Here is a 13,064-nt window from a genome sequence, read left to right as displayed (position 1 = left end):
TGCGGGGAGGGACCGGCTACTTCCAGGGGAGGACCTTGCCGTCCCGGATCAACTCGCCGTACATCGCCGGATCGACGCGGTCGGCCAGGATCACGTCCACCACCGGGGTGACCGCCTCGGCCGGCGACTTCGCCTGGCTGAAGTCCTCGAACCACGGTCGCGACGCGCGCGTGTCGACCAGCCCCGGGCAGACCGCCGCGACCAACGTGCCGTTGGCCAGATCCGCGGTACGGCGGACTGCGGCGACGGCCCGTACTGCCGCGACCTGAGCGACCTTCGACGGCAGGTTGATCCACTCCGGCCAACCCTGCTCCCCCGCCGTACCGTCGTGAACCGAGCGGAGCCAGTCCTCGACGGCCTGCTCGACCTCCGCCAACGTCACGCCGTCGAACCGGGACCACAACTGCTCGGGCAGGTGATCGAGCGTCCCCAGCGAACTCGCCACCACGATCAGCCGGCCGCCGGGCTCGACGATCGGCCCGAACGACCGCAGCACGTACTGCGCGCCGCGATTGGCGACATCCACGAACACGTCCACCTGCTCGCTCTGGGGACGCTCCGGCACCAACGGCCCGATCGCATTGGAGATCACGATGTCGACCGCCCCCAGTTCGTCGGCGAGTCCAGCGACCGCTTCCTGGTCGGTCACGTCGAGCACCCGCCCCTCGACCCGGGCAACGCCGTCGATCCGGGTGACGGCGTCCGACACCCGCCGGGGATCTCTGCCGGTGAGGAGTACCAGGTCGCCGGCGTCCATCCGGGCGGCGAGCTCCTGGCCGAAGGCGAAGCCGATGCCTTGGTTGGCGCCGGTGACGAGAGCGATGCGAGGTGCTGTCATGCGGCCACTGTAGGTTTCGCAACACCCATGACTCCAACGAGACTTTCGCACACGTAGTATGCGTAAACGTCATGGACTTCACCGATGTCTCCCTGGTCGCGTTGCGGGTGTTCCGCGAGGTCGCGGAGCGCGGGACGTTCACGTCGGCGGCGACGGCACTCGGGTACACGCAGTCGGCGGTCTCCCGGCAGATCGCCTCACTCGAGCGGGCGGCGGGTGCGCCGTTGCTCGAACGCCGACGGGAAGGCGTGCGGCTGACGGCTGCAGGCCAGGTGGTACTGCGGAACGCCGCCGGTGTCTTGGATCAGATCGACGCGACCGCACGTGAGCTGGCCGGGCTGCCCGTGACGGGCGGGACCGTGCGGCTCGGTTGGTTCCCGAGCGCGGGTGCAGTGGTGTTGCCGCAGGCAATCAGCGCGCTGCGGCGGACGCACCCGGCGGTCGCTGTGACGACGCGGGAGGGTTCGACGCCGGCCTTGGTGCGGGCGCTGCGGGCGGGAACCGTGGACCTGGCGTTGCTGGCCTCGGCGCCGCCGTTCCGGCCGCCGGATGCCGAGACGCCCGCGCTGAACCTGGAGACGCTGTCGGAGCGGAGCCTGCGGCTGGCGATACCGGCCGGTCATCCGCTCGCCGCGCACGACTCGGTGGACGTGTCCGAGCTGCGCGGCCGGCGATGGATCGCCGGGCCGCTATCCGGCGAGGAGTTCCTGATGGGTGTGTGGCCGGGGCTCGACGAACGCCCGGAGATCGCCCACACCGTCCGCGACTGGCTGGCGAAACTTCACTTGGTCGCTGCCGGTGCGGGATTGACCACGATCTCCGCGTCGATGGCCTCGGCCGCACCACCCGGCGTCCGCGTACTCGCTGTCCGCGGCGGACCGGCAGAACTACGCCGGACCATCCTGGCCCGGCTGCCCGGCCGGCAGTCAGACGCCGCGGCGCTCCTCGCCGACGCCCTGCGCGCCGCCACTCTCGAGGTCGGCGGGCCCGATTGAGCCCTGGGCCGCGGGAGCCGGTCCGGTCGCCGCGACCGCCGGCGCCTCGGTCTCGCTGGTGGCCTTCTTGAACTCGACCATGGCCCGGGCGGCGTTCCGGCTGAGCTCGGGCAGCTTCTTCGCCCCGAACAGCAACACCACGATGACCAGGATGACGATCCATTCGCCGCCTTGCGGCAACTCGAGCAGTGGCACCATGACAGTCCTCTTTCCAGGGAAATCCCCCGCCACGGTATGTCGGCCGGCGAACCGTAGGGTGGGCCATATGTCACGAGTTCTGCCGGAACTTTTCGCCGCCGCGGTCCGCCGGGACGGTGGCGCTCCCTTCCTGACCTACTACGACGACGCGACCGGTGAGCGGATCGAGTTGAGCGCCGTCACCACCGCGAACTGGGTCGCCAAGACGGCCAACCTGCTGGTCGACGAGTACGACCTGGAGTCCGGCGAGACGGTCGCGATCGGCCTCCCGCCGCACTGGCTCGGCGTCGTCTGGGCGCTTTCGGCCTGGTCGGCCGGCGCCTCGCTCACCAGCGGCACCGGCGCGCTCGCGATCACCGGGCCGGATTTCGCGATCCGCGGCGAGCGGGAGACCGTCGCATCGGCGCTGCTGCCGCTCGGCGGCCGATTCCGCGAGCCGCTCCCGGACGGCATCCACGACTACGGCGCCGAGGTCTACAACCACCCGGACGTGTTCGTCCCGTTCGATCCGCCCTCGCCGACGTCACCGGCGTACGACGACCGGACGCACGACGACCTGATCAGTACGGCGGAACCGGTCGCGGACCGGATCCTGGTCACGCGTGACCTGGTCAGCCCCGAAGGCGTCGGCCTGCTGGTCGGGGTGATCGCCGGAGGTGGTTCGATCGTGCTCTGCCGCAACCTGGACGCGTCGAAGCTGGAGCGGCGGTTGTCGGACGAAAAGGTCGATCGAGTGGTGGAGGACTGACGTGAAGCGGTTCGAGGGGCGAGTTGCACTGATCACGGCGGCGGCGCAAGGGATCGGTGCCGCGGTGGCGCGGCGGATCGCGGCCGAGGGCGGCTCGGTGGTGCTGACGGATCTCCAGGAGGAGAAGGTCGCCGAGGTCGCCAAGGAACTCGGCGAGCAGGCGATCGGCCTCCGGGTCGACGTGACGAACCGCGACGACGTGGACGCGGCGGTCGCGGCCGCGGTCGAGCGATTCGGCCGGCTGGATGTGGTGGTGAACAACGCCGGCGGCTGCATCGTGACGTCGGTGCCCGAGGACACGACCACCGAGGACTGGCACAAGCAACTGGATCTCACCCTGGTCGGTGCGGCGCGCTGCATCCAGGCGGCGCTCCCCCACCTGGTGAAGACCCGCGGCAACGTGGTCACGATCAGCTCGGTGAACGGCATCGCTGCTTTCGGCAACATCGAGTACGCCGCGGCGAAGGCCGGCCAGATCGCGATGACAGTGAACTACGCGGCCCGGTACGGCGGGCTGGGCGTCCGCTTCAATGTGGTCGCGCCGGGCACCATCCGGACCCCCAACTGGGACAACCAGCCGGACACCCTCGAGACGTTCAGCAAGATGTATCCACTCGGCCGCGTGGGCGAACCCGAGGACATCGCGGCCGCGGTCGCGTTCCTCGCCTCGGACGACGCCTCCTGGATCACCGGCCACACCCTCCCGGTCGAAGGCGGCGTCCTCACCGGCCCGGGCATGTTCGACCTGTCGCCGTCAGGCCACTTCCGTAAGGAGTACTAGAAGCTGAACCAGAAGGTCACGCGGAGCGGCAACCCGGGAACAGCAAGGCCGAACCAGCCCGCGCGACCGAGCAGGCATCCGCCGCGATGACGGCGGATCGCCTGCAGCACAAGAGATCCCAGGGTCAGCGCCGCCAGGACTCCGAGCAGGATCAGGCCGAAGGTCGTCCAGCCACCGATGACCGAGCCGACTCCGAGCGCGAGCCAGATCAGCCCGCCGAGGAATGACGCCGGACTCCAGAGCGCGTCCCGCGTCCGCCACGGCTGGCGAACGGGCAGCCCACACGGGCACGCCACCGGAGCGTCGGGCGCTCCCGGGGGAGCCCATCCGCCCGGGTTGCCAGGCTCGGCAGTCATAGGCCAGATGGTAGGCCGGGTCAGCCCTTCGGCCAGGCCTCCCACGCGGTGGCGAACATATCGTCGACCGTGTAGCTGTTCTTCCAGTCCAGGTCGCGGGTTGCCAGTTCGCCGGTGGCCACGACCCGGGAGGGGTCGCCAGGACGGCGGGGTCCTTCACCCGGGGTGAAGTCGATGCCGGTCACCCGGCGGGCGGCGTCCATGATCTCGCGGACCGACGTACCCGTGCCGCTGCCGAGGTTGTAGACGGGTTCCAGCGTCTTCCCGGCCTCGAGCGCCCGGGCCGCGGCGACGTGTGCACGGGCCAGGTCGGCGACGTGGACGTAATCCTTGACCGACGTGCCGTCCGGGGTCGGGTGATCGGTGCCGTAGATCTGCGGGACCTTTCCCTGCGTCAACAGGTCGCACACGATCGGGAACAGGTTGTACGGGCTGGCGTCGTACACCGACGGATCGCCGGAGCCGACCACGTTGAAGTACCGCAGGGAGGTGTGGTTCAGGTCGACCGCGCGTGACTGGTCCCGGAGCAACCACTCCCCGATCAGCTTCGACTCGCCGTACGGGCTCTGCGGGTCCGGCGGCGTCTGCTCGGTGACCACCTCGTCCTTGGGCGTCCCGTAGACGCCGGCGCTGGACGAGAAGACGATGTTGCGGATCTCCTTGTCCGCCATCGCTTCCAGCAGTGACACCATGGCGGTCACGTTCTGCGTGTAGGTGTGCAACGGCCGGTCCACCGACACTCCTGCGTACTTGAACCCGGCCAGGTGGACGACCCCGCTGACCCCGTCGAGCGCGTCGCGGACCGCCGTACCGTCGAGCAGGTTCGACTGCACGAACGGGACGCCGTCCGGGACGAATTCGGCCTTCCCGCTGGAGAGGTCGTCGATCACCACCACGTCGATACCGTCCGCGAGGAAGGCGCGCACCACATGCGCCCCGATGTATCCGGCACCACCAGTCACGAGCCACGTCATGTCTTCGATCCTGCCACCACACCGCAACCAAGGGCGCGCGGACGGGCCGAACCCGTACCATCAGGCAATGATCGGACTTGTGCTCGCCGCCGGAGCCGGCCGCCGCCTCCGCCCGTACACGGACACGTTGCCCAAGGCACTGGTCCCGATCGACGCCGAAACCACCGTTCTCGACCTCACCCTGGCCAATTACGCGGAGGTCGGCATCACCGAGGTCGCCATCGTCGTCGGGTACGCCGCCGAGACGGTCGCATCCCGGGTCAAGGGCTTCGAGGAGCGGTACGGCGTACACCTCGAACTCGTCCACAACGACAAGGCCGAGACCTGGAACAACGCCTACTCGCTGTGGTGTGCGCGCGACCTGCTGACGAACGGCGTGATGCTCGCCAACGGTGACACCGTGCATCCGGCCTCGGTCCAGCACACGCTGCTCGACGCGCGGGGTGACGGCCGGCAGATCGTCCTCGCGCTGGACACCGTGAAGAAGCTGGCCGACGAGGAGATGAAGGTGATCTGGTCCGAGTCCGCCGGTATCGAGCGGATCACCAAGCTGATGGACCCGGCCTCCGCCACCGGCGAGTACATCGGCGTCACCCTGATCGAGCCCACCGCCGCGGCCGACCTCACCGACGCACTTCGCGTGACCTGGGAACGCGATCCGCACCTGTACTACGAGGATGGGTACCAGGTCCTCGTGGACAAGGGTTTCCGGATCGACGTCGCACCGATCGGCACCGTCGACTGGGTCGAGATCGACAACCACGACGATCTGGACCGGGCCAGGGAGATCGTATGCCCGTCCTAGCCCGGATGATCCCCGCGCCGTTGGTGGTCGACGTACGGCGTGGGGCCCTGGGCGAGTTGGCGAAGATCCTTGCGGACCAGCGGATCTCGCCGTCCGGACGGGTCGCGATCGCGGTCGGCGCCACCCACGGGCCGGTGATCCGGGAGACCTTCCAGGACGGCCTGGCCGGCGCGGACTGGTTCACCGTGGGCGGCTGCACGATCAACGCCGCGATCAAGCTGATGGAGAAGATCCGGCCGCAGCAGTACGACGCGATCGTCGGGATCGGCGGCGGAACCGTCCTGGACGTGACCAAGTACGCCGCCGCCCGGATCGGGCTGCCGATGGTCGCAGTCGCCACCAATCTCGCGCACGACGGGATCGCCTCGCCGATCAGCACGCTGGACAACGACGCCGGCCGCGGCTCGTACAGCGTGCCGGCACCGATCGCGGTCCTGGTCGACCTGGACCTGATCGGCCAGGCACCGGCCGGATCGGTCCGCAGCGGGATCGGCGACATCGTCTCGAACCTGTCCGCGACTGCCGACTGGGAGGCCGCGCACAGCCTGCGCGGTGAGACGATCGACGGGCTGGCGATGTCCTTGTCGCGGACCGCGGCGCAGGCAGTGATGAACCATCCCGGCACACTCGCCGACGACGGGTTCCTGACCACGCTCGCCGAAAGCCTGGTGCTGTCCGGGGTGGCGATGCTGGTCGCCGGTACGTCGCGACCGTCGTCCGGGGCGTGTCACGAGATCTCGCACGCGATCGACCTGCTGTACCCGGAGCGGCGCGGATTCCACGGTGAGCAGGTGGGGCTGGGCGCGGCGTTCGCCTGGTTCCTGCGCGGTGACCTCGACCGCTTCCACGCCACCGTCGACTGCCTGTATCGCCACGGCCTGCCGGTGACGCCGCTGCAGCTCGGGTTCAGCCTGGACGAGTTCGCCGACATCGTCGGCTTCGCCCCACAGACCCGCCCGGGCCGCTTCACCGTCCTGGAGGAAGCCGCCCTCACCCCCGAACGCATCACCGCCAAAGTCGCCGACTTCAACGACCACGCCTACGCCCGCACCCAGTCCCCAGTCACCCCCGAGGGCCGGAACCTCGACTCCTCCGTCTGATTGGATAAGTGGTGTGGATCTCGAGTGGCCGGGGTGCCGGAACGTAAGGGATGTCGGTGGATTGCCGACTGCTGACGGTGGCCGGGTTCGGGAGGGGGTGCTGATTCGGTCCGAGAGCCTGCACTTCCTGACGCCTGAGGGAGTGGAGGCGGTACGGCGGGCCGGCGTCGGGCGGATCCTGGATCTGCGGGGCGACGGCGAGGTGGCCAAGGCGCCGACGCCGTTCACCGACGACCCGTTGGGGGTTCGGCAGGCGCTGCAGGATCCGGCGGATCCGGAGCACGGGCAGGCGACCATCGTGGCCGCGTGCACGTGGATGCTCGATCGCCGGCCGGAGCTGTTCGCGGCCGCGCTGAAGGCGATCGCGGACGCACCCGACGGTGCGGTGGTGGTGCACTGCCACGGCGGCAAGGACCGCACCGGCATGATCGTCGCGCTGGCGCTCAGCATCGCCGGCGTACCCGAGGAAGAGATCGTCGCCGACTACTTCCTCACCCAGGAACGGCTTGCCCCCTGGCTGGAGGAGCAACTCGCCGACGAGCCGGACACGTCGCTGCACCCGGAGATGATCGAGTTCCGCGACACCCGGGCCGAGTCGATGATCGCGATCCTGCGCCACCTCGACGACACGTACGGCGGCCCGGAGGCCTACCTGCGCCACGGTGGCCTCACCACCGACGACCTCGATCGATTGCGTAAGCGCCTGACCTGAGTCGTAGCGGCATCACCCAGCGCAGTACATTGGCGCACATGCCGACCGCCGCTGTGCTGCATGCCGCACCTCCGGCGCGGCGGTCACGGGGCCCAAGCACCCGGCCTTCCCTCGTCGCTGCGGTCGCTTCGCTCCCTTCGCTCCTCAGTCCATGCCGGGAGGCCCCGTGACGGCGACCGGAGCGACAGACCCGGCGGCACTGGCCGAACGATACGGGCTGACCAAGAGCTCACTCCGCCCGCCGCTCGGCGCCTACCTGCGGGAGCTCTGGAGCCGCCGCAAGTTCGTCGTCAGCTATGGACGGGCGCGCACCTACGCCATGTACGCCGGTGCCCGCCTCGGCTCGCTGTGGCAGGTGCTGACCCCGCTGCTCAACGCGAGCGTCTACTACCTGGCGTTCGGGGTCCTGCTCGGCACCAAGAACGGGATCGACAACTACGTTGCGTTCCTGCTCAGCGGGATCTTCGTTTTCACCTACACGCAGCGTTGCATGACCGAGGGCTCGCGATCCCTCGCCCTCAACCTGTCGCTGATCCGCACCCTGCACTTCCCGCGGGCGACACTCCCGCTGGCCTACGTGCTCAACGAGTTGAACCAGATGCTCGTCTCGATGGGCCTCCTGCTGGTGATCGTCGGCGCGACCGACGGGTTCACCTGGCGCTGGCTGCTCGTCGTCCCCGCGTTGCTGCTGCAGACCATGTTCAACATCGGGATGACGCTGATCTTCGCGCGGATCGGCACGTTCATCTCCGACATCAGTCAACTCCTGCCGTTCATCACCCGTACCTGGCTGTACGCGTCCGGGATCTTCTTCTCGCTGCCGGCCAAGCTGGCCCAGGCGAACGCGCCGGAGTGGGTGATCGTCGTCCTCGCGTTCAACCCGATCTCGGCGTACATCGACATCGTCCGGCGTTCGCTCCTCGACGAGCACGAGGTGAACCAACTGCCGTACGCCTGGCCGATCGCGATCGGCTGGTCGGTCGTCGTCCTCGTCGGCGGACTCGTCTACTTCTGGCGCGCGGAGGACCGTTATGGCCGTGGCTGATTCCGGGGCTGAACCAACGGTCATCGCCGACCGGGTGAACATCGTCTACAAGGTGATCGCCGGACAGGGCGGCAAGGGTACGGCGGCCACCGCGTTCCGGCGCATCCTCAAGCGTCAGGACCGGCCGACGATCCGCGAGGTGCACGCGGTCAAGGACGTCAACTTCACCGCCTACAAGGGCGACGCGATCGGCGTGATCGGCCGCAACGGCTCCGGCAAGTCGACCCTGCTGCGCGCGATCGCCGGCCTGCTGCCACCCGAGTCCGGCGCCATCTACACCGGCGGCCGGCCGTCGCTGCTCGGCGTCAACGCGGCGATGATGAACGACCTCACCGGCGACCGCAACGTCGTCCTCGGCTGTCTCGCGATGGGGATGTCGGCGGCCGAGATCGAGCGGCGGTACGACGAGATCGTCGAGTTCTCCGGGATCGGCGAGTTCATCGACCTGCCGATGTCGACGTACTCGTCCGGAATGGCGGCCCGGCTGAAGTTCGCGATCGCGTCGGCGAAGACCCACGACATCCTGCTCGTCGACGAGGCACTCTCGACCGGGGACGCCGAGTTCCGGGTCCGGTCCGAACGCAAGATCCGCGACCTGCGCGATCAGGCCGGCACGGTCTTCCTGGTCAGCCACAGCCTCGACGTCGTCCTGGACACCTGCAACCGGGCAATCTGGCTGGACAAGGGCACGCTCCGCCTCGACGGCCCCGCCGACGAGGTCGTGGCCGCCTACGCCAGGTCAGCTACGCACTAGGGGTGGACTTCTCCCGCAGACCGACCAGGAAGCCCAGACCCCACGAGACGTGCATGGTGGCGCACACCAGCGGCATCCAGAACAGGGCCTTCCAGGGCAGGTAGCGGCCCTCGAAGGCCGAGCCGGCCAGCAGCAGCAACGCGTAGCCCAGTGGGGCCAGGAAGCCGAGGTCGAGCCAGCTGTTCCCAGTGGCCAGGCCGATGATGCCGAGGATGGTCCCGACCGCCAGCGCGATGACCGCGACCGGAGGCGCGAGGTAGCGCTTGTTCGCGGTCTCCGGGTGCCGGCGGATCACCTCACGGCGCCACTGACCGGTGTGGAAGAACTGCTTCGCCACCGCCGCCAGCGACGACCGCGGCCGGTAGGTGACGGACAGGTCCGGGCTGAACCAGATCAGGCCGCCGGTCTTGCGGATCCGGTAGTTCAGCTCCCAGTCCTGGGCCCGGTGCATGGTCTCGTCGAACCCGCCGACCCGCTCCAGCGCGGCCCGCCGGAACACGCCGAGGTAGACCGTGTCGGCCGGACCCGCCTGACCGCCCTGGTGGAACGTGGACGCGCCGAGCCCCAGCCGGGACCGGTACGCGCAGGCGACCGCCATCTCGGTCGGCGTCCGGCCCTCGGCCGCCATCACGCCGCCGACGTTGTCCGCACCGCTCTCGTCGAGGACCTCGACCGCGCGGGTGATGTAGCCGTCGGTGAGCGCACCGTGGCCGTCGACGCGGACCAGGATGTCGTGCTTGGCGTGCGCGATGCCGACGTTCAGCGCGGCCGGTGTCTTGCCGGTCGGGTTCGGCACGATCGCGATACGCGGGTCGCGATCGGCGAGCTTCTCCGCGATCTCCTGGGTCCGGTCCTTGCTGGGGCCGATGGCGAGCACGACCTCCAGCTCACCGGGATAGTCCTGGTCGAGGACGCGGCCGACCGCTTCCTCGAGGTGGCGTTCCTCGTTCAGCACGGGCATCACGACGGACACGGGCGGCCAGTGGGACAACGGCATATCAGGTCAGGCCTTACAGATCGAAGCGACGTCGTCGACGTCGTTGGTGGGTTTGGACGGTGAGCTGCTGGGTTTCGGGGTCTTCTTGGTGGTGCTGGTGGTGGGCTTGCTGGTAGGACTACGCGGAGTGCTCGAGGTCTTACCGTCTCCTTCTGAGGCCGCCTTGTCCAGCGCTTCGGACTTCCCGACCGCCTCGCCGACCTTGGTCCTGACCAGCGCGAAGTCGGGATCGCCGGTGCGGATCAACGGCGGGACCGCGGAGAAGCTTGACACCGGGAGCTTCTTCGCGTCCAGCGCGAGATCGGTGAAGGTGCCCAGCTCGCCGGCCGGAATGTCGGTCTGGACCACTTGTTTGCTGGCCTTGGCGATGCCCTGGAACTTGGTCAGCACGGTCTGCGGTGACAACTGGTTCAGCATCGCCGACATCACGCATTTCTGCCGGGTCATCCGCTCGTAGTCGGTCGATCCCTCCCGGGACCGGGCGAACCAGAGCGCGTGGTAGCCGTCCAGATGCTGGTTCTTGCCGGCCTCGATATAGCCCTTGATCGGCGAAGTGCCGCCGCCGATCGGGACCCGCTTGCCGACGTCCAGGGTGATGCCGCCGACCGCGTTCAGCAGGTCCCGGAACCCGGCCAGGTCGATCAGCACGTAGTAGTTCACCTTCAGCCCGGTGATCGCCTCGACCGCCTGCCGGGTCGCGGTCACGCCGGGGTTCGGGTCGCCGGGGAACAGGCTCTTGTGCTCGGAGGCGTACATGTAGACGCCGTTGAGCAGGCAGTTCGACGCACAGTCCTTCCACGTGAAGCCCTCGGGGAACTGTTTGCCCATCGCCGTACCGACACCGAACGGCACCTTGGCCATGTTCCGCGGCAGGCCGATCAGGACGGTCCGGCCGGTGTCGGCGTCGATACTGGCCAGCGTGATGCTGTCCGGCCGGGTGCCGATCCGGTCGGCGCCGGAGTCGCCGCCGAGCAGCAGGACGTTGTAGCGGCCCTTCTCGGCCTTCGACTTCTGGCCGCTGCCGAACACACTGGCGACGAAGTCCCGCTGCGTGTTCACGATGACGCTGCCGTAGATCAGTGCGCCGACCACCGCGAACACCAGCACCGCGTCCAGGATGCTGGTGGCGAGCCGGTGGTTGCGCTCCAGCGTCAGCGGCTGGCCGAGGCGGTACGCGTCCACGAACAGCGCGGCCCAGCCGATCGCGAGCACGATCAGCAGGATCTGGACGATCCGCAGGGTGCCCGGCCGGGCCATCAGGTTGATCGTGCCGGACCGCCAGATCAGCGAGAGCACGACCAGGAAGACGACGATCGCGATCAGCCCGGCGATCACTCGCCAGGCCCATCGGCCGGCCCGCTTGCTGCCGGCCACGATCTGCGCCGACCCCGGCAGCACCAGGGTCATCAGCACCAGCGTCAACGCCCGCTTGAATCGGACCGGCTCGCTGAGACTGCGCAGGTCAGGCTTCTCCTGCGGCATGACGTCCTTCCGTTCTCTGATCTCACACAGCACGGCGGACCGAAGCTGTAGTCGACCGTACCTTGTCGTCCCTCCACCACTGATGAGACGTGCCGAGCGGTGTGATGGTTCGAGCGGAGGCGGAACCGGAGACGAAGAGTAGCAGCCTTCTCACTCAGCGCAGGAAAACCCGTGCAGACACCCTGTGGACCGCCGGTTTCAGGAAGTTGTGATGGTAGGCGGCCGGTGAATGCGTTACGAAGTGCTGCAAACACAATCAGTGAGGACAGGACAACCGCCCATGAAACTGTTCCGTACGCTTCTGGCCGCCACCGCGGCTGTTACCACCACCTTGGTCGGCGTGAGTTCGGCTCAGGCAGTCGAGTCCGCCCCGAAGCCGGCCGTCCAGGCACCGGGTGCCGACTTCGCCGGGATCGCGGCGCTCAGCAACTGCTCCGCCTCCCTCGTCCGCTACGCCGAGTCGGTCGACTCCGATCGCGCGCTGGTGCTCACGAACGGGCACTGCTACGAAGGCGGGTTCCTGAACCCGGGCGTCGTCCTGGTGAACCGCGCTTCGAGCCGCTCGATCACGCTGCTCCGGCCGGACTCGAGCAGCGCCGGCACGGTCCGGGCCAGCCGGATCATCTTCGGCACCATGACCAAGACCGACATGCTCGTCTACGAGGTGAACGAGTCGTACGCGTCGATCAAGTCCCGGCTCAACGTCGCCCCGCTGACCCTGGCCAAGCAAGGCCCGGCGGACGGCGCCGGCATGGCGGTCGTGTCCGGCTACTGGAAGCGCATCTACACCTGCTCGGTGCAGGCGACGATCCCGCAACTGCGCGAGGGCAACTGGACCTGGCAGAGCTCGATCAAGTACCAGCAGCCCGGTTGCGAGACGATCGGCGGTACGTCGGGATCCCCGGTGGTGAGCACGTCGTCGGGTGAGGTCATCGGCGTCAACAACACCGGCAACGAGGACGGCGAGCGCTGCACGGTGAACAACCCGTGCGAGGTCGACGCCGACGGCAACATCACCGTCGAGCAAGGCGCGGCCTACGGCCAGCAGACCTGGTGGATCTACACGTGCCTGACCGCGACCCGGGCGATCGACCTGAACAAGTCCGGTTGCCAACTCCCCAAACCGGCCCGCCGCCACTGACCAACCCGCCCCATTTCGCCGGCTGACCACCGAGGTTGTGGGTTGTGCACCACACTCACGGTACGCAACCCACAATCAGAGTGGTTAGCCGGCAAAATGGGGTTCGAGTGACGTGTAACACTCAACATCCGGTAACGT

The 13,064-nt window shown here is 68.5% G+C and carries 15 protein-coding genes; 9 read left to right on the top strand and 6 right to left on the bottom strand.

All coding sequences use genetic code 11. The features are described from left to right. Positions 1 to 16: 16 nt before the first annotated feature. Complete coding sequence (locus EV652_RS39105) at positions 17 to 838, bottom strand: SDR family NAD(P)-dependent oxidoreductase (protein WP_132215119.1); 822 nt, start codon at positions 836 to 838, stop codon at positions 17 to 19. Positions 839 to 909: 71 nt separating this feature from the next. Between EV652_RS39105 and EV652_RS39100 the strand changes: the two genes are divergently transcribed. Next, complete coding sequence (locus EV652_RS39100) at positions 910 to 1,833, top strand: LysR family transcriptional regulator (RefSeq protein ID WP_132215117.1); 924 nt, start codon at positions 910 to 912, stop codon at positions 1,831 to 1,833. Here the strand turns inward: EV652_RS39100 and tatA are convergent. After that, entirely contained in the window at positions 1,765 to 2,031 is a 267-nt protein-coding gene (tatA, locus tag EV652_RS46075; RefSeq protein WP_132215115.1) for a twin-arginine translocase TatA/TatE family subunit, read from the bottom strand. The genes EV652_RS39100 and tatA overlap by 69 nt on opposite strands. A gap of 67 nt (positions 2,032 to 2,098) precedes the next feature. Between tatA and EV652_RS39090 the strand changes: the two genes are divergently transcribed. Both EV652_RS39090 and EV652_RS39085 read left to right on the top strand, forming a co-directional pair. After that, entirely contained in the window at positions 2,099 to 2,779 is a 681-nt protein-coding gene (locus tag EV652_RS39090) for a TIGR03089 family protein (RefSeq protein WP_132215113.1), read from the top strand. Between the two features lies 1 nt (position 2,780). Next, a complete protein-coding gene (locus EV652_RS39085; RefSeq protein ID WP_132215111.1) occupies positions 2,781 to 3,560 on the top strand; it encodes an SDR family NAD(P)-dependent oxidoreductase in 780 nt (259 codons plus the stop codon). On the opposite strand, the gene EV652_RS39080 is transcribed toward EV652_RS39085, so the two are convergent. Together EV652_RS39080 and galE are read right to left on the bottom strand one after the other, a co-directional pair. Next, positions 3,557 to 3,916, bottom strand: a complete 360-nt coding sequence (locus EV652_RS39080; RefSeq protein WP_132215109.1) for a hypothetical protein — start codon at positions 3,914 to 3,916, stop codon at positions 3,557 to 3,559. The two genes, EV652_RS39085 and EV652_RS39080, sit on opposite strands and share 4 nt — an antisense overlap. 20 nt (positions 3,917 to 3,936) lie before the next feature. Next, on the bottom strand, positions 3,937 to 4,890 hold the full coding sequence (galE, locus tag EV652_RS39075) for a UDP-glucose 4-epimerase GalE (protein WP_132215108.1): 954 nt from the start codon (positions 4,888 to 4,890) through the stop codon (positions 3,937 to 3,939). A gap of 67 nt (positions 4,891 to 4,957) precedes the next feature. On the opposite strand from galE, the gene EV652_RS39070 reads away from it, so the two are divergent. From EV652_RS39070 to EV652_RS39050, 5 genes are all read left to right on the top strand, one after another. Further along, positions 4,958 to 5,695, top strand: coding sequence for a phosphocholine cytidylyltransferase family protein (locus EV652_RS39070; RefSeq protein ID WP_132215106.1), 738 nt, complete (start codon positions 4,958 to 4,960; stop codon positions 5,693 to 5,695). After that, positions 5,683 to 6,795, top strand: a complete 1,113-nt coding sequence (locus EV652_RS39065; protein WP_132215104.1) for an iron-containing alcohol dehydrogenase family protein — start codon at positions 5,683 to 5,685, stop codon at positions 6,793 to 6,795. The genes EV652_RS39070 and EV652_RS39065 overlap by 13 nt, the downstream gene beginning before the upstream one ends. A 13-nt stretch (positions 6,796 to 6,808) precedes the next feature. Next, positions 6,809 to 7,507, top strand: a complete 699-nt coding sequence (locus EV652_RS39060) for a tyrosine-protein phosphatase (RefSeq protein WP_242002276.1) — start codon at positions 6,809 to 6,811, stop codon at positions 7,505 to 7,507. Between the two features lie 166 nt (positions 7,508 to 7,673). Continuing rightward, entirely contained in the window at positions 7,674 to 8,552 is an 879-nt protein-coding gene (locus EV652_RS39055) for an ABC transporter permease (protein WP_242002275.1), read from the top strand. Continuing rightward, positions 8,539 to 9,306 carry an ABC transporter ATP-binding protein gene (locus EV652_RS39050; RefSeq protein WP_132215098.1) on the top strand — a complete coding sequence of 256 codons (768 nt, stop codon included), beginning with the start codon at positions 8,539 to 8,541 and terminating at the stop codon, positions 9,304 to 9,306. The genes EV652_RS39055 and EV652_RS39050 overlap by 14 nt, the downstream gene beginning before the upstream one ends. Here EV652_RS39050 and EV652_RS39045 read toward each other — a convergent pair. Together EV652_RS39045 and EV652_RS39040 are read right to left on the bottom strand one after the other, a co-directional pair. Further along, the gene (locus EV652_RS39045; protein ID WP_132215096.1) at positions 9,296 to 10,303 is read right to left on the bottom strand and encodes a glycosyltransferase family 2 protein; all 1,008 of its coding nucleotides are present in this window, start codon (positions 10,301 to 10,303) and stop codon (positions 9,296 to 9,298) included. The genes EV652_RS39050 and EV652_RS39045 overlap by 11 nt on opposite strands. Before the next feature lie 6 nt (positions 10,304 to 10,309). Then, positions 10,310 to 11,785, bottom strand: coding sequence for an LCP family protein (locus EV652_RS39040; RefSeq protein WP_132215094.1), 1,476 nt, complete (start codon positions 11,783 to 11,785; stop codon positions 10,310 to 10,312). A 280-nt stretch (positions 11,786 to 12,065) separates the two neighbouring features. Here EV652_RS39040 and EV652_RS39035 point away from each other — a divergent pair, with 280 nt between their 5' ends. Continuing rightward, complete coding sequence (locus EV652_RS39035; protein WP_132215092.1) at positions 12,066 to 12,926, top strand: S1 family peptidase; 861 nt, start codon at positions 12,066 to 12,068, stop codon at positions 12,924 to 12,926. Positions 12,927 to 13,064 lie beyond the last annotated feature (138 nt).

Source organism: Kribbella steppae, assembly GCF_004342025.1.
GTDB lineage: Bacteria > Actinomycetota > Actinomycetes > Propionibacteriales > Kribbellaceae > Kribbella > Kribbella steppae.
The sequence above is the reverse complement of the archived record's forward strand: the minus strand, read 5'-3'. Positions and strand labels throughout refer to the sequence as shown.

Coding starts and splice junctions, on each gene's coding strand:
- EV652_RS39065 (WP_132215104.1), top strand. CDS start 5,683: ATGCCCGTCCTAGCCCGGATGATCCCCGCGCCGTTGGTGGTCGACGTA.
- EV652_RS39105 (WP_132215119.1), bottom strand. CDS start 838: ATGACAGCACCTCGCATCGCTCTCGTCACCGGCGCCAACCAAGGCATC.
- EV652_RS39045 (WP_132215096.1), bottom strand. CDS start 10,303: ATGCCGTTGTCCCACTGGCCGCCCGTGTCCGTCGTGATGCCCGTGCTG.
- EV652_RS39070 (WP_132215106.1), top strand. CDS start 4,958: ATGATCGGACTTGTGCTCGCCGCCGGAGCCGGCCGCCGCCTCCGCCCG.
- EV652_RS39090 (WP_132215113.1), top strand. CDS start 2,099: ATGTCACGAGTTCTGCCGGAACTTTTCGCCGCCGCGGTCCGCCGGGAC.
- galE (WP_132215108.1), bottom strand. CDS start 4,890: ATGACGTGGCTCGTGACTGGTGGTGCCGGATACATCGGGGCGCATGTG.
- EV652_RS39035 (WP_132215092.1), top strand. CDS start 12,066: ATGAAACTGTTCCGTACGCTTCTGGCCGCCACCGCGGCTGTTACCACC.
- EV652_RS39040 (WP_132215094.1), bottom strand. CDS start 11,785: ATGCCGCAGGAGAAGCCTGACCTGCGCAGTCTCAGCGAGCCGGTCCGA.
- EV652_RS39080 (WP_132215109.1), bottom strand. CDS start 3,916: ATGACTGCCGAGCCTGGCAACCCGGGCGGATGGGCTCCCCCGGGAGCG.
- EV652_RS39100 (WP_132215117.1), top strand. CDS start 910: ATGGACTTCACCGATGTCTCCCTGGTCGCGTTGCGGGTGTTCCGCGAG.
- EV652_RS39050 (WP_132215098.1), top strand. CDS start 8,539: ATGGCCGTGGCTGATTCCGGGGCTGAACCAACGGTCATCGCCGACCGG.
- tatA (WP_132215115.1), bottom strand. CDS start 2,031: ATGGTGCCACTGCTCGAGTTGCCGCAAGGCGGCGAATGGATCGTCATC.